The following is a 16,452-nucleotide window of genomic DNA, read 5'->3' as shown; positions in this document are numbered from 1 at the left end:
GGAGAAAAACCGATTGGATAAGAGGGCATTACTGGCGATAGTATTATCTTTTTTCGTAATTTATATTTATAAGGACTATTTTGTCCCCCCCGTTCCCGCACCTCAGACAGATGCCGGCCTCAAGGCGGAAGCGCTTAAAGTAAAAAGGGGTCAGGAAGCTGATAAAACAGCTTCAGATTCCCCTGTTGAATCTGCTAAAGCTGTCAATGATCAGGCTCAGCCTGTAGTCGTTAAGGCGAAAGCTGCAACCGTCAGCAAAGCGCCCGAGTCCTTTAAATATGAAAATAATCAGGCTATTATTGCAATTTCCACGCTTGGCGGAGGGGGAATTGAAAGTCTCACCCTAAAGGACTACAGAGAGGAATTGAGCGATGAAGCCTCCCATGTTGAAAGAATAAATGTGAGCAAGGGGGATCCCTTGCCTCTCAGCCTTTCCTTCAGTTCTTCTGCTGCTCAAATCGGCACAGACAAGGTTTTTGACATGTCAAGGGAGGGAGAAAATACGCTTGTCTACAGTTGGTCCTCGCCTCAGGGCATTACCCTTGAAAAACGTTATACGTTCAAGCCGGACGGTTATGAAATAGACATTAGGACAACTTTGATTAACGGCTCATCAGCTCCTGTAACGGGCGACATGGCCCTTAATTTTTATGATCGTGATAATGTGGAAGGCGACATGTATACCTTTATAGGTCTTGCCGTCAAAAAGGGAGATGACATTGAAAAGGAATCCTTTACCGATATTGAGGAAGAACATTTCACAGTCGACGCAGATATAGACTGGCTTGCCCTTGAAAACAAATATTTTGTAACGGCTTTGGTTCCCAATAAGGGAAGTTCGGGAAAGGTCATAGCAAAAAGGATCTCTGACAAGCTCATTGAGACCTCACTTGTTCATTCATCGCTTTCCATCCCTGCGGGAGACAAAATTTCTTTTCAATATAATCTCTACTCAGGACCCAAGGATTTTTATCGCTTGAAAGATGTTGGTTCAGGACTGGAAGCAGCCATCGACATGGGTTGGTTTCACGCTATTGCCGAACCGCTGCTTCGTTTTCTTAAACTCATTTACTCTTATACAGGAAATTACGGTTACGCCATTATCCTGGTGACGCTCATCATTAAAATCATCTTCTTTCCTCTTGCCAACAAGAGTTATAAATCCATGAAGCAGATGCAGAAACTTTCACCTTTAATGACGGAACTCCGCGAAAAGTACAAAGATGATAAAGAACGTATGAGCAGGGAGGTGATGGAGCTTTACAGAAAACACCGAGTAAACCCATTGAGCGGATGCTTGCCTATGATCGTGCAAATACCTGTTTTTATTGCGCTTTACAATGTTCTGATGAATGCCATCGAGCTTAGGCACGCCCCTTTCCATTTCTGGATCATGGACATGTCGGTCAAGGACCCTTACTATGTTACCCCTCTGCTTATGGGTATTACCATGTTCCTTCAGCAGAAAATGTCGCCTGCAGCGCCCGACCCGACACAGCAAAAGGTAATGATGATGATGCCCGTCATATTTACCTTCATGTTCATGAACCTCCCTTCAGGGCTGGTTCTTTACTGGCTTGTAAACAATATTCTTTCCATAGCTCAACAGTATTACATTATTAAGAGAACCTAGAGGTCATTCATGTCTGATTTAACATTCGAAGGAAAAACACTCGAAGAGGCCATAGCGCTTGCAGAAAAAACACTCGGCCGGAACAGAGAGTCATTGACTATAGAAGTACTTGAGGATAAAAGCAAAGGACTGCTCGGTATCTCATGGGGCAAAAAGGCTGCCATCAGGGTAATCAAAGACGCCGGAGGGGAAGCTGAAAGGCAGGATAGAGGCAGTCTGGCCGGTGAGGAAGCATCTGCTGCAAAAGAAGCCCTCGAAAAACTGCTTCTTCTAACGTCTCTTAAGGGCAAGGTCGATGCTAAAGAAACCTTTGATGAAATTATTTTAATGGTTTCCCTGTCCGAAACGGAAGAATCCCTTTTTATTGGAAGAAAGGGAAAAAATCTGGATGCCTATCAGTACCTGGTCAACAAGATTGCCGACAATCTTCGCGCCACCCGCGGCAAAAGAATCGTCGTTGACTGTGCCGATTATCGTGCCCGCAGGAAGGCAAAGCTTGAAGGAATGGCCCGCAAGGCCATCTATAGCGTAAAAAAGGAAAACAGGAGCTATACTTTTCCTCCTATGCCTGCCGGTGAAAGACGAATTATTCACATGACCGTCAAGGAAGAAGGACTGATGACCGAAAGCAAAGGGTTCGGAGAAGAAAAAAAGGTCGTCGTTCTTCCGCCTGCCAAAGCATGATTCTTTGTCATGAAGGTCTATGACCAGGAAGATACCATAGCAGCCATCTCCACGCCTGCCGGCGAAGGTGGCATCGGCATCATCAGGATCAGCGGCCCCCAATCCCTCTCATCAGCGCTCAGATTTTTCAAACCGGGAAAAGAAAAAACGTCCTACCAGAGTCACAGGCTTTATCTGGGAGAAATAATCAGCCCTTCCGATGGAAAAACCATCGATGAATGCCTGCTCACTTACATGAAGTCACCCAATTCATTTACCCGGGAGGATGTGGTAGAAATCCACTGCCATGGCGGTACGGTAGTACTTCAATCTGTTATGGAGCTTCTTTTAAGGTCAGGTATCCGTGGCGCTGCTCCCGGTGAATTTACAAGGAGGGCTTTTTTAAACGGAAGAATCGATCTTTCCCAGGCCGAAGCCGTCATCGACATTATCAGGGCAAAAACAGACCGCAGCTTAAGAGTTGCACAGGTTCAACTCAAAGGAGGCCTTAGAGAGGCTCTGGCCGGTGTAAGGGATTACCTCATAGAAGCGTTGTCACTTGTTGAAGCCTACATCGACTTTCCCGAGGAAGATATTGATGAGGCTTCCTTTATGAATATCGATAAAGCAATAGAGGAAGCGCTTAATATAATAGGGAAACTTCTCGACACCTATGAAGAGGGGAGAATCATCAGGGAAGGGATCCACGTCGTTATCGCAGGAAGACCCAATGTGGGTAAATCGAGTCTGCTTAATGCGCTTCTAAAGGAAAAGAGGGCCATCGTCACCGCCGTTCCCGGAACAACCCGCGATGTCATCGAAGAGGTGATTAATATTAGGGGAGTCCCTGTCAATCTCATCGATACTGCCGGTATAAGAGATACTGCCGATATTATCGAAGAAGAAGGAATCAGAAGAACCAGGGAAAAACTTGACCAGGCAGATATCGTTCTTTATATGGTCGATGAAGAGGGCCTCCACGCATCAGACAAAGAATCGCTTCATCAAATGACTAATGACAGAATAATTCTCCTTATTAATAAATCGGACCTTATAGCGCCCGGTGAAGTGGAAAAGATCAAATCTGCCGCTGTCGGCATAAATGCCGTTTCATTGTCCATTTCCAGGGAAGAAGGTATTGAAACGCTTAAAGATGCTTTGTATGAAACACTCCTTCATCACAGCAGTGATATTTCACCTGATGTTGTTATATCAAGAAAAAGACATAAGGTGGGGCTGGAGGAGGCTTTTCATTTACTTAAGAGTGCGCGTCGGGGCTTAACGGAGAATGCGCCTTACGAATTACTCTCCATTGATATTAAGGAAGCCCTTGATAAAATAGGGGAGGTGGCAGGAGATACGACACCGGAACAGATATTGACGAAAATTTTTTCAGACTTTTGTATTGGAAAATAATTTTCATTTTCAAGAAACTCAACACCTTAAAATCGGGCCATATTTGCCCTGCAACAAGACCTCACCTAAAAGGAATAGTAAGCCCTTGATCTCTTAACAAAACGGGGATAGAGAGAAAATATAAAAGCTGTTTTTTTGTCAAATTTGTTGATTTTTTTGGTGTTCCACGTGGAACACCTTCAGTGGGAAAATAAATGGAATACAAAAAAAAATACGACCTTATTGTGATCGGCGCCGGGCATGCCGGTTGTGAAGCTGCCCTTGCCGCCGCAAGAATGGGTTGTTCCACGCTTGTACTCACTATCAATCTCGATACTATCGGTCTCATGTCCTGCAACCCTGCCATTGGTGGCCTGGCAAAAGGACACCTCGTCAAAGAGATCGACGCCCTGGGCGGAGAGATGGCTGTCAATATCGATGCTACAGGAATTCAATTCCGTCGTCTTAATACCAGGAAAGGGCCTGCCGTCAGATCTTCCCGTGCCCAGGCCGACAGACAACTCTATCGCCTTCGAATGAAAAAGGTCATGGAGATCACTCCCAATATGGATATAAAAATGGGTATGGTTGATAATCTTATCATTGACAAAGGCTCTGTTGCCGGGGTCGTTACAAGACAGGGCGTTCAATATCGCTCTAAAGCGGTTGTTATTACGACGGGCACTTTTTTGAAAGGCCTCATCCATATCGGCATGACCAATTTTCCTGCCGGAAGGGCAGGTGACCCGGCATCAGCAGCGCTATCTGACGACCTGAAAGAACTTGATCTCAAAATGGGCCGAATGAAAACGGGTACCAATCCGAGACTGGACGCAAAAACTATCGACTTTTCATCTCTCGAAGCACAGCACGGCGACAGTGACCCTCTTCCTTTTTCTTTTCTTACAGAGAAAATTACACGGAAACAGATGCCCTGTTACATTACCTACACAAATAAAACAACGCACGCAATCATCACAGACAACCTTGACCGTTCTCCATTATACGGAGGTGTCATCGAAGGTATCGGTCCCAGGTATTGCCCTTCCATTGAAGACAAGATAATGCGTTTTGCCGATAAAGAGAGGCATCAGGTATTTCTCGAACCGGAAGGGTATGAAACAACCGAAATTTACCCTAACGGCTTATCAACCTCCTTGCCTGAAGATGTTCAACTCAATATGTTAAGATCCATACCGGGTCTTGAGAAGGTGGAGATAATGCGGCCGGGCTATGCCATTGAATATGACTATGTTGATCCTACCGAGCTTTCATCATCACTGGAACTCAAGAAAATAAACAGCCTCTTTCTTGCGGGACAAATTAACGGCACCTCGGGCTATGAAGAAGCGGCTGCGCAGGGTCTTGTTGCCGGTATCAACGCCGCTCTTAAGGTTCAGGAGAAAGATCCCTTCCTCATCGACCGGTCGGAAGCTTACATAGGCGTACTCATTGACGATCTCGTTACAAAGGGAACAAGTGAACCGTACCGCATGTTTACGTCACGCGCAGAATACCGACTTTTGCTCAGAGAAGATAACGCCGACATGAGACTGACGGACAGGGGAAGAACCATAGGCCTTGTGTCCGACGAGCGCTACAGAATATTTACCGAAAAAAAGGAAAACATAGAGAGGAACCTGGAAAAGGTTAAAAAACTCAGCATCAAGCCCGGCCAGAAAGGGGAAAAAAAGCTAATTGCAATTGGCTGTCGGCCGCTGAAAGATTCTGTCTCCCTTTTTGACCTCCTCCGCAGGCCGGAAATAAACTATACCGATTTGCTTGATTTTAAACTGGAGGAAATTGAACACTTGCCGGGCGATGTTATCGAGCAGATAGAGATTCATGCCAAATACGACGGGTACATAAAGCGACAACTCGACGAGCTTGCCCGTTTTAAAAAGCATGAAAACCAGACCCTGCCCGATCAGCTCGATTATAAAAAAATTCCCGGCCTCTCAATCGAAGTGTCTGAAAAACTATCCCAATTAAGGCCCCGCTCACTGGGGCAGGCTTCCAGGATATCGGGCATCACCCCTGCCTCGATCTCGATGCTCATGGTATACCTTAAAAAAACAGGCCATTTCTAAACTAATTTTCACCATGAATAAAGATCTTTTACATAAGGGCGCCCTGGAAATTGGTCTTTCTCTTTCCAACAACCAACTCAGTTATTTTCACTTATTATTCGAAGAAATGAAAAAATGGGGAGATAAAATCAACATTACGTCCCTCCTCAATGATGAAAAAAGACTTATTGAAGAATTGTTCATTGATTCCCTGGCGCCCCTGCTTTTTATAAATAAAAAAAAACATGTAAATGATCGCCTGCTGGATATCGGTTCAGGTGGCGGTTTTCCCGGCCTGCCTATTCAAATTGGAGATCCTTCACTTCATGTAACGCTTACTGATTCCATCGAAAAGAAGATTTTCTTTATTCGAAATATTCTCCGCAAGCTGGATCTTCATTCCGCCGGCGCCCTATGTATGCGCTTCGGTTCAGGAGCGTCATCCCCCCTTATACCTTTATCTTTTGACTGGGCCACATCGAAAGCCGTTACCCATATTGATGAGCTTTCCTCCTGGGCACATCCCTTTCTGAAAAGCGGCGCTTATCTTATCTGTCTTAAAACACCCCTCACGGACCCCACCCAACCCGCCGGCTTTGAAAGGGTTGAAGAATTCTCTTACCTGTTGCCTTTTAACAAAATAAAGAGAAAACTCTTTATTTATAAAAAAATCTAATGTTCCACGTGGAACATTCCATTATTTTTCACGGCGCTTATAATATTTGACTCTTTGCAATCTTCTCACTAGAATAATAATTAGTAAAAGTATGAGGGAGACCTTTTTGTGAATGAAAATAAAGAACCTCAAATTCCTGATAAATTAATTCTTGTTCCTCTGCGGGATACGGTTATTTTTCCATTCATGGTTGTTCCCCTTTTCTTTACAAGACCGGAGGCAATCAATGCCATTAATGAGTCCATGATGGGAAATCACCTCATCGGACTCTCAGCTCAAAAAGAAACGACAAAAGAAAACCCCACCATTAACGACATCTATCAAATCGGTACAGCCGCCAATATAAGACAGCTCATTAATCTGCCCGAGGGTGGCATCAAAATTCTCGTCGAAGGTCTTGCCCGCATCAAGATCAAGGAAAGCATCGAGGAATCTCCCATCCTCAAAGCAAATATCGAAATAATAAATGAGTTCCAGGAAAGGAGCCTTGTCATCGATGCGCTTGTTCAAAGCGTCAATGCAATGTTCAAACTGGCCCTTACCCTTGGCCGTCCTCTTCCTGAAGATGTTCTCAGCATGATTGAAAAAATCGATAATCCGGCGAGGCTCGCCGATCTAATTGCCGTCTACCTTCCTTTGTCCGTAGAAGAATCTCAGCAGATCCTTGAAACCATTGATCCCCTTGAAAGACTCAAAAAAGCTTTCGTACTCTTAAATGAAGATGTTAAAAGCCTGCAAGTCAAGACCAAACTCCAACAAGACGTTACCAAGGAGATGGGTAAAAATCAACGGGAGTATTTTTTGAAACAGCAAATGAAAGCCATTCAAAAGGAGCTTGGAGAAGAGGACCCGCATACAGCTGATATTAATGAACTTCGCGAAAAAATAGCAGAAGCCGGCATGCCAAAGGAAGTTTTAGAGACAGCAACAAAAGAACTGGACAGACTTGAGAAGATGAATCCCGCCTCAGCTGAATATACGGTGTCAAGAACCTATCTCGATTACCTCATATATATCCCCTGGAATAAAGCCACAGAAAATAATCTGGATATTAATCGCGCCGAAGAAATACTCAATGAAGACCACTATGATCTTAAAAAAATAAAAGAACGCATTCTTGAATATCTGGCCGTTCGAAAACTCAAAACCAAGATGAAAGGGCCCATTCTCTGTTTCATCGGCCCTCCCGGCACGGGTAAAACGTCCCTGGGTAAATCGATTGCCCGGTCTCTCGGTAGAAAGTTTATCCGAATTTCCCTGGGCGGTATGCGTGATGAAGCTGAAATAAGAGGCCACCGGCGCACCTATGTGGGTGCCCTGCCCGGCCGGATTATCCAGGAAATACGCAGGTGCGGCTATAATAATCCTGTCTTTATGCTTGATGAGGTAGATAAACTGGGCCAGGATTTCAGAGGCGATCCCGCATCGGCGCTTCTTGAAGTTCTCGATCCCGAGCAGAACTTTTCATTTACCGACCATTATCTCGATCTTCCTTTTGATCTGACAAGTGTCATGTTTATAACGACGGCCAATATTATCGACCCCATTCCACCGGCGCTTAAAGACAGGATGGAAGTAATTACCCTGTCGGGATATACGGAAGAAGAAAAAGAGAAAATTGCCTTTCAATATCTGATACCGAAACAGACCATTGAAAACGGCCTTGAAGACTACGAACTCAAGTTTACTGAAGAAGGAATTGTAAAGATCATCAAGGAATATACGAGAGAGGCCGGACTTCGAAACCTGGAAAGGGAGATTGCTTCTGTCTGTCGTAAAGTTGCAAGAGAGATTACCCAGAATAAAAAAGAAAGAAAAAAGATTAAAGCCGACGACGTTTCCGATCTTCTCGGCCCGAGAAAGTTTTACAGAGAAGTTGCCGAAGAAAAAGACAAAATTGGCGTCGCTACAGGTCTTGCCTGGACGGTAACAGGGGGTGATATTATCTTTGTCGAAGCCCTTAAAATGAAAGGTAAAAAGGAACTGATTCTCACCGGTTCTCTCGGCGAAGTCATGCGTGAATCAGCACAGGCAGCGCTTAGTTATGTGAGAAGTCATGCTAAAGAATTTAAAATAGATGAAAATTTCTATGATAATTTCGACATTCATGTTCATGTTCCTCTCGGCGCTATACCGAAAGACGGCCCTTCCGCAGGTATTACTATTGCAACGGCTATCGTCTCTCTTCTTACGGAAAGACCTGCCCGGAGAGATGTCGCTATGACCGGAGAAATCGTCTTAAGCGGAAAAGTAAGACCTATTGGCGGCGTTAAGGAAAAGGTACTTGCCGCAAGAAGAGCAGGTGTAAGCACTGTCATTCTTCCTGAAAAGAACAAAATAGACCTTGATGACCTCCCCGAGGATGTTGTTAATGAAATGAAATTTATTTTCATTGATAACATCGATGAAGTTATCAACCATGCATTAAAGAAAAAATAAACGAATAAATTGGAGTGATTTATGTCTTTAAAAGAAATAAAATGTCCTCACTGCGGTGAGTCCATTGAGCTTAAGAGTGAGTATGAAAAAAATCCCTCCCAAAGAGGATCATCAAAATATATCGTAACAGGCGCCGTAACAGGGCTTATTGTCGGTCTTGTTTTCGACTATATATATTTCTATATCGGTGTCATAACGGACTACTTCACTTTTATGCCGATTGTTCACCTTATCGCCGGAACACTGCTCGGCATGCTCATTGGATGGATAATAGGTGAAAAGAAAAAACTCAAATAACATCCCTAAAACAGCAATTTTAAATGAACAATAATTTAGAACTGAGAAAAGTACCCTCTGTTGAAAGTCTCCTTGTTGATCCACTCTTTAAAGAACTTATTCATAAATATTCACGACAGTGGCTGACGGAAACAATTCGATTGACTTTAGAGCGCTGCCGCAAAGATATTCTGTCCGGTAAAAAAATCAGTCTCTCTTCTCAATGTATTCTTGATGAGGTTAATACCATAATTACTGATTCAATAGGTCCCTCTCTAAAAAAAGTAATAAACGCCACCGGCACCGTTATCCACACCAATCTTGGCAGATCGCTCCTCCCTGAAGAGGCTATAGAACACATTCGGCTTTGTGCTTCCGAGCCTGTAAATCTCGAATACGATATACAGAGCGGGCATAGAGGTGAGCGCGACGATCATATTGAAAATCTGATCTGCCGTCTCACCGGCGCAGAAGCGGCTACCGTTGTAAACAATAACGCTGCCGCCGTTTTAATTGTTTTAAATACACTTTCAAAAAGAAAAGAAGTTATTGTATCCAGGGGTGAACTTGTTGAGATCGGTGGAAGTTTCAGAATTCCCGATATAATTAAATCTTCCGCCTGTAAATTGCTTGAAGTCGGCACAACAAACAGGACCCGACTCAGTGACTATGAAAACGCTATTTCCAAGAAAACAGGCGCATTACTCAAAGTTCATACCAGCAATTACCGTATAGAAGGCTTCACCGAATCAGTTCCCCTACAGAAACTAGGCAATCTTTCTTCCACTTATTCTCTGCCCTTAATTGAAGATCTCGGCAGCGGGTCACTTTTCGATCTTTCCGGCTTTGATCTCCCCAATGAACCACTACTTTCAGACAGCATTAAAGAAGGTGCGCATCTTGTTACTTTCAGCGGCGATAAACTGTTGGGCGGACCTCAGTGCGGAATCATTGCAGGTAAAAAATCATTAATAAAAAAGATTAATAAAAACCCTTTAAAACGGGCGCTAAGGATCGATAAGATCAGATTGGCGGCGCTTGAATCCCTATTAAAAATCTACCTCACAGATAAAAGGCCTTTTAAAAAAGTGCCAACCCTTAGATACCTGACCCGTTCAATTGATGAATTAAATTCTCTGGCAGTCAATGCGCAAGAAAAACTATCAAAAAAATTAAGCGCTAATATCAAAATTGAAATAACTAAAACTTTATCTGAACCAGGCAGCGGCTCCTTACCCGGCGAATCAATTCCTTCTCTCGCCCTTGCAATTAAGCATAAAAAACTTTCCGCCGGCAAAATAGCCTCAATTTTCAGGATGAGCAACCCGCCTATTATCGGTAGAATTTATAAAAATACTTTCTTGCTTGATCTCCGCTGCATTGACAACGTTGATGATATCGTTCCAAATACGATTACGCCTCTTTAAATTTCTTGAAAAATAATCCTTTATAACATATAATTTTCCGTTTCAAACTCTATTCTAGCCGGTTTGACTATCTGCCGAATATATTACTCGAGAAAGGTTTTTTTACTATGTCTTTACTGAAAGATTTTGATCCTGAACTTTTTGACTCTATTTGCAAAGAAACTGAAAGACAGGAATTCCAGCTCGAACTGATTGCCTCTGAAAATTTGGTCAGTGAAAGAGTTATGGAAGCTCAGGGAAGCCTGTTAACCAATAAATATGCCGAAGGTTATCCCGATAAGCGATATTATGGCGGTTGCGAATATGTCGATATTGCTGAAAAGCTTGCTATTGAAAGAGCTAAGACGATCTTTGGCGCAGAACATGTAAACGTACAGCCACATTCCGGTTCCCAGGCCAATATGGGTGTATATTTTGCCGTGCTCAAACCCGGTGATACCATCCTGGGAATGAACCTTGCCCACGGCGGACATCTTACACACGGAAGCCCTGTTAATTTTTCAGGCAGACTTTATAATGTCGTTCCCTACGGTGTTGATAAAGAAACAGAATATATAGATTACGACGAAGTAGAAAGACTCGCCATCGAACATAAACCAAAATTGATCGTTGTCGGCGCCAGCGCCTATCCGAGAATTCTCGACTTCAAAAAATTCAGAGAAATTGCAGACAAGGCCGGCGCATGTGTTATGGTCGATATCGCCCACATTGCCGGTCTTGTTGCCACCGGCCTTCATCCTAGTCCCGTTCCTTTTGCTGAATTTGTTACAACGACTACCCATAAGACACTGAGAGGCCCGAGAGGGGGAATGATCATGTGTCAGGAGCGTTTCGCAAAAGATATTAATAGCCGTATCTTCCCCGGAATTCAGGGTGGACCCCTCATGCATGTCATCGCCGCCAAGGCTGTAGCATTTAAGGAAGCCATGAGCGATGAATTCAAAGCCTATCAAAAACAAGTGCTCGAAAATGCAGTCACTCTTGCCGCATCGCTAAAAGAGAAAGGTTACCGCATCGTATCCGGCGGAACTGACAATCATCTTATGCTTGTTGATCTCACTCCCAAGAACCTCACCGGTAAAGTCGCTGAAGAAGCGCTCGATCTTGCCGGGATAACAGTAAATAAAAATGGAATTCCTTTTGATACACAGAGCCCTTTCATTACCAGTGGTATAAGAATAGGCACGCCTGCCATAACCACCAGAGGCCTTAAAAATCCTGAAATGAAGATAATAGCATCATTCATCGATCAGATACTTAGCGACCCTGAAAATAAACAGCTTCAATCAAAGATTAAAGGCGAGGTTAAGGAACTTTGCAAGAAATTCCCCATATACCAGGACAGATTGAAAGCCTGCAATTAAACAAAAGGCCCGATTGGAATTCATATTTTATGGAGATAGCCTCTTTGGTTTCAAAGAGGTCTACCTGTCTCCGCCGCCAGGTTGGAGCCGTCATTGTTAAAGATAAGAATATCCTCTCAACGGGGTATAATGGCGCTCCTTCCGGCATTACTCACTGTGAGGTAACCGGATGCCTTAGAGAAAAATTAAATGTTCCCTCAGGGGAACGTCACGAACTCTGCAGAGGTCTCCATGCAGAACAAAACGCTATCATCCAGGCAGCCTATCACGGCACATCGATAAAAGACTCTACCCTCTACTGTACCAATCTTCCCTGTTCCATCTGCTCAAAAATGCTCATCAATGCGGGAATCATTAGAATCATCTATAAAGAAGGCTATATGGATGAACTCGGTAAAGAAATGATTGAAGAATCAGGTATTGTCATGGAAAGGCTCAAAAAATGAAATGTCCCTTCTGCTCTGATATAGAAAATAAAGTTATTGATTCAAGACTGACCAAGGAAGGTCTTGAAATCAGACGGCGAAGGGAATGTCAGAGTTGCAATATGCGTTTTACTACCTACGAAAGAATTGAAGAAATTCTTCCTATGGTGGTAAAAAAAGATGGTCGCAGAGAACCATTTGACAGAGATAAAATTCTTTCCGGCATTAAGAAAGCCTGTGAGAAAAGAGCTATCAGTATGGAAACGATGGAATCTATTGTCGATGATATAGAAAAAGAACTGCACGAAAGTGAAGCTAAAGAGATTAAAGGTGAAAAACTGGGTGAAAAAGTAATGTATGCGCTTCACGGTCTTGATGAAGTTGCCTATGTCCGGTTTGCTTCCGTTTACCGGTCATTTAAAGACATTAGCGAATTTATGAATGAGCTTGAAGGTTTATTACATGAAAGCTCGAAAAAAAAAGGAAAATAATAAATTGCTCTTACAAAGATAAAGGCCTTTCCTGCTAATAATTATCTCTATATATAAAAAAATATAGTAGTAGCAGTAGGGCCTGTTAGTGTGTTAAAAAATAATATAACTACTTGTTTTTAAAATGTTTTTTTGAATAGTAATTATGTGGAAAAAAACATACCTGCTTGTGTAAATGTCCCCGGAGAAATTATCCACAGGTTATCCCTGGACTTATTCTAAACTTAATAACATTTTATTGTAGATAAAGGCATAAACGCTTTGATTTCACCTGACCATAAAATATTACTCTGCCGCGACGCCAAAGCACTCGCCATGAAGGGAGCGGGTTTATTCATTAACTATGCCTGCCAATCGATTCATAAGAAGGGCGCTTTCTACGTTGCATTATCAGGTGGCTCTACGCCAAAAGCGCTTTACTGCCTTCTTTCCGGAGATAATTATAAAAAAAAGATAGACTGGAAAAATGTGCATTTTTTTTGGGGTGATGAAAGAACAGTTTGTCAGGATCATGCTCAGAGCAATTACGGCATGGCTAATGAAGTCCTTCTAAAGAAACTTGATCTTCCTCAATCAAATATTCACAGGATCGAAGGAGAAAAAGGTGAAAAGGCAGCCCACATATACAGTCTTGAACTCACAGAAATAATTAAACATAAAAATAATGATGTTCCCATCTTTGATTTGATTATTCTTGGTATGGGCTCAGATGGTCATACGGCATCACTCTTTCCCGGCACAAAAACACTTTTTGAAATGGATAAGCTTGTTGACTATCTCTATGTGGAAAAGCTGGATTCATATCGTATAACAATAACACCACCGCTTATTAAGACAGCTTCCAATATTCTTATTCTTGTCAGTGGAAAAGAAAAAGCGCATATATTGAAGGAAGTGCAGGAAGAAAAGACTTTATTGAATAAATATCCTGTGAGTATTGCTAATGAATGTGAAGGCAATGTGGTCTGGCTCATTGATAAAGCCGCTTCAGAGTGATATAGACAGTGGAATTTTAAATATACCACCTAATGAGTTGAATTAAAAGCCTTCAGCCTTGCCGCCCCTGAGTTGATAATATAAGTAAAAAAAAAGCCAGTCACAGTGACTGGCTTTAACGTTGGATAAAAAAACTTACCTTTTCCACTTCTCCCTGATCTTCCTAACAACATCCTCTTTATTAAAGCCGAAGTTCTTTGCCATCTCTTTGGCCGGTGCTGAGGCACCGAAGCGGTCGATACCGATAATAAGGCCGTCACCGCCGACATACTTATACCAGCCCAGCGTCGAACCCGCCTCGATGGCAACAATTTTGTTGCAGTTTCCCGTTATGCTTTTCCTGTAATCATCATCCTGGGCATCGAAAAGCTCAAAGGATGGCACAGAAACGATTCTCACCTTCTGACTACTATTTCTTAATTCCTCTGCCGCTTCCAGGGCAAGAGCCACTTCCGAACCACTCGCCATGATGGTGAGATCAGGCTCGCCGTCACAATCATCGAGAATATAGGCCCCTCTGGCAAGATTTGATTGGGAAGTGTATTTAGTCCTGTCGAGAACAGGGAGGTTTTGTCTTGTCAGTATGAGCGCTGTGGGGCCATCCTTCTTGTCGAGGGCCGCTTTCCAGGCTGCTGCCGTTTCCGTTGCATCGCCGGGGCGGATAACCTGCAGGTTGGGAATGAGTCTCAGTGACGTTACATGCTCGACGGGTTCATGGGTGGGCCCATCTTCACCGACGAAGATGCTGTCATGTGTAAAGACGTAGATAGCCTGAAGGCCCATAAGTGCCGAAAGTCTGACAGAAGGTCTTAGGTAATCGGAAAAGACGAGGAAAGTCGAACCGTAGGGGATGAGCCCGTCGTAGACGGCCATACCGTTCATCATGGCGCCCATGGCGTGCTCCCTGATACCGAAGTGAATGTTTTTACCTGTGAAATCGCCCTTTGCGATGGAAGGTGAGCCTTTGATGTCTGTTTTAGTAGAAGGTGCCAGGTCTGCAGAGCCTCCGATAAGGGCCGGTACCTCTTTTGCGATGACCTGCATCATCGCCCCTGAGGCTGCACGTGTGGCGATGGAATCTTTTTCGATGGCAGCGAGCAGCTTTTCTTCAATGTCTGCCGGTATGGTTCTGTTTAAATGGGCATGCCAGAGATCTGACAGGGCCTGGTCATCTTTTACGGACTTGTTGAAAAGGGCCTGCCATGTATCGTAATACCCCTTCAACTCTTCAATTCTCTCTTCGAAAAGTTCCTTCACGTCATCAGGTACGTAAAAGGACTGGTCCACAGGCCATCCAATGGTTTCTTTGGTGAGCTTCGTTTCATCCCCGCCGAGAGGCTCTCCATGGGCGGAGGCGGTGTTGGCCTTATTAGGACTTCCCTTGCCGATGGTCGTCTTTGCAATGATAAGCGTCGGTTTTTCCCTTTCCTTTTGTCCCGAAATGATGGCTTCCCTCATAGCCTTGTGATCGTAACCGTCAACATGAAGTACCTGCCAGTTGTAGGCCTCAAAGCGTTTCCCTACATCTTCTGAGAAAGTGAAGTTCGTGTCTCCCTCGATGGTGATCTGGTTACTGTCGTAAATGTAGATAAGTTTCGAAAGACCGAGGTGACCGGCAATAGAGGCTGCTTCCGAAGAGATTCCCTCCATCATATCGCCGTCACCTGCGATGGAGTAAATAAAATGATCGATAACTTCGCCATTTTTGTTAAATTTATTAGCCAGTACCCTTTCGGCCATAGCCATGCCTACACCGTTAGCAAAACCCTGCCCCAGAGGGCCCGTCGTTGTTTCAACGCCCGGCGTATGTCCATATTCGGGGTGGCCCGGTGTCTTGCTTCCCCACTGCCTGAAATTTTTAACTTCATCCATGGAAAGATCATAGCCGTATAGGTGAAGAAGCGAATAAATAAGTGCTGAGCCGTGGCCCGCAGAAAGAACGAAACGGTCCCTGTTTGCCCAGTTGGGATCTTTAGGATTAAAACGGATGAATTCATTAAAGAGAATAAATGCCATATCGGAACATCCCATGGGAAGACCGGGGTGCCCCGATTTTGCCGCCTCGATCTGATCGACAGAAAGCATTTTAATTGTATTTACCGCTTTGTTGACAAGTGACTTGTCGAGTTTGCTTGTATCCATTTTTTCCTGTTATTCCCTTTCAGGGTTTAGACCCTATTTTTTGATAAAAAAGTAAACAATTTTTGCAAATTTTCTCCGCTTTTTCAAGCATTAATTAGCCTCACACACCCATATCAAGACCTAACATATTGACTCTAAAAAGGATAAATTTTTTACCGGCACGGTGGAAAATTGTTGAGTTCGATTATTCCATCTTTCCTTGACTCTAATTTCAGCTATGTGATAATGTGCACTATCCAAAAAAAGTTGCACTGGTCCCCATAAAGGGGAGGAACAGGGAATCCCGTTAGATTCGGGAGCGGTCCCGCCACTGTAACCGGGTACGAAAGTCGCATAGTGCCACTGAAAACCGTTTAAACCGTTCAATCGGTTCAAGCATTTTCGGGAAGGCGCGGCAAGTAGGATGATCCGGGAGCCAGGAGACCTGCCAGGGCAGTCATAAATCCACAATTTCTT

Annotated in this window: 13 protein-coding genes and 1 riboswitch; of the genes, 12 read left to right on the top strand and 1 reads right to left on the bottom strand. The window is 43.7% G+C overall.

Going from position 1 to position 16,452, the window contains the following annotated elements; genetic code table 11:
- Positions 1–13 precede the first annotated feature (13 nt).
- From yidC to pgl, 12 genes are all read left to right on the top strand, one after another.
- Positions 14–1,633 carry a membrane protein insertase YidC gene (gene yidC, locus OEV42_06885; protein ID MDH3973987.1) on the top strand — a complete coding sequence of 540 codons (1,620 nt, stop codon included), beginning with the start codon at positions 14–16 and terminating at the stop codon, positions 1,631–1,633.
- A 9-nt stretch (positions 1,634–1,642) separates the two neighbouring features.
- Complete coding sequence (locus tag OEV42_06880) at positions 1,643–2,317, top strand: Jag N-terminal domain-containing protein (protein MDH3973986.1); 675 nt, start codon at positions 1,643–1,645, stop codon at positions 2,315–2,317.
- Between the two features lie 9 nt (positions 2,318–2,326).
- Entirely contained in the window at positions 2,327–3,712 is a 1,386-nt protein-coding gene (gene mnmE / locus OEV42_06875) for a tRNA uridine-5-carboxymethylaminomethyl(34) synthesis GTPase MnmE (protein ID MDH3973985.1), read from the top strand.
- Between the two features lie 194 nt (positions 3,713–3,906).
- A complete protein-coding gene (gene mnmG, locus OEV42_06870) occupies positions 3,907–5,781 on the top strand; it encodes a tRNA uridine-5-carboxymethylaminomethyl(34) synthesis enzyme MnmG (GenBank protein ID MDH3973984.1) in 1,875 nt (624 codons plus the stop codon).
- Between the two features lie 13 nt (positions 5,782–5,794).
- The gene (gene rsmG / locus OEV42_06865) at positions 5,795–6,436 is read left to right on the top strand and encodes a 16S rRNA (guanine(527)-N(7))-methyltransferase RsmG (GenBank protein MDH3973983.1); all 642 of its coding nucleotides are present in this window, start codon (positions 5,795–5,797) and stop codon (positions 6,434–6,436) included.
- 108 nt (positions 6,437–6,544) lie between these two features.
- A complete protein-coding gene (gene lon, locus OEV42_06860; GenBank protein ID MDH3973982.1) occupies positions 6,545–8,875 on the top strand; it encodes an endopeptidase La in 2,331 nt (776 codons plus the stop codon).
- 21 nt (positions 8,876–8,896) lie between these two features.
- Positions 8,897–9,172: a hypothetical protein gene (locus OEV42_06855; protein MDH3973981.1), complete on the top strand. Its 276-nt coding sequence runs from the start codon at positions 8,897–8,899 to the stop codon at positions 9,170–9,172.
- A 23-nt stretch (positions 9,173–9,195) separates the two neighbouring features.
- Positions 9,196–10,578, top strand: a complete 1,383-nt coding sequence (selA, locus tag OEV42_06850; protein MDH3973980.1) for an L-seryl-tRNA(Sec) selenium transferase — start codon at positions 9,196–9,198, stop codon at positions 10,576–10,578.
- A 107-nt stretch (positions 10,579–10,685) separates the two neighbouring features.
- Positions 10,686–11,942 carry a serine hydroxymethyltransferase gene (locus OEV42_06845; GenBank protein MDH3973979.1) on the top strand — a complete coding sequence of 419 codons (1,257 nt, stop codon included), beginning with the start codon at positions 10,686–10,688 and terminating at the stop codon, positions 11,940–11,942.
- Complete coding sequence (locus OEV42_06840) at positions 11,933–12,388, top strand: cytidine/deoxycytidylate deaminase family protein (GenBank protein MDH3973978.1); 456 nt, start codon at positions 11,933–11,935, stop codon at positions 12,386–12,388. Before OEV42_06845 ends, OEV42_06840 begins: the two co-directional genes overlap by 10 nt.
- Positions 12,385–12,858: a transcriptional regulator NrdR gene (gene nrdR / locus OEV42_06835; protein ID MDH3973977.1), complete on the top strand. Its 474-nt coding sequence runs from the start codon at positions 12,385–12,387 to the stop codon at positions 12,856–12,858. The genes OEV42_06840 and nrdR overlap by 4 nt, the downstream gene beginning before the upstream one ends.
- Before the next feature lie 261 nt (positions 12,859–13,119).
- Entirely contained in the window at positions 13,120–13,854 is a 735-nt protein-coding gene (pgl, locus tag OEV42_06830) for a 6-phosphogluconolactonase (protein ID MDH3973976.1), read from the top strand.
- Between the two features lie 135 nt (positions 13,855–13,989).
- Here the strand turns inward: pgl and tkt are convergent, their stop codons facing one another.
- The gene (gene tkt / locus OEV42_06825) at positions 13,990–15,996 is read right to left on the bottom strand and encodes a transketolase (protein ID MDH3973975.1); all 2,007 of its coding nucleotides are present in this window, start codon (positions 15,994–15,996) and stop codon (positions 13,990–13,992) included.
- Between the two features lie 235 nt (positions 15,997–16,231).
- A riboswitch (cobalamin riboswitch) is annotated at positions 16,232–16,443 on the top strand.
- Positions 16,444–16,452: the final 9 nt, after the last annotated feature.

It is taken from the genome of Deltaproteobacteria bacterium (genome assembly GCA_029860075.1).
Taxonomy (GTDB): domain Bacteria; phylum Desulfobacterota; class JADFVX01; order JADFVX01; family JADFVX01; genus JAOUBX01.
The sequence above is the reverse complement of the archived record's forward strand: the minus strand, read 5'-3'. Positions and strand labels throughout refer to the sequence as shown.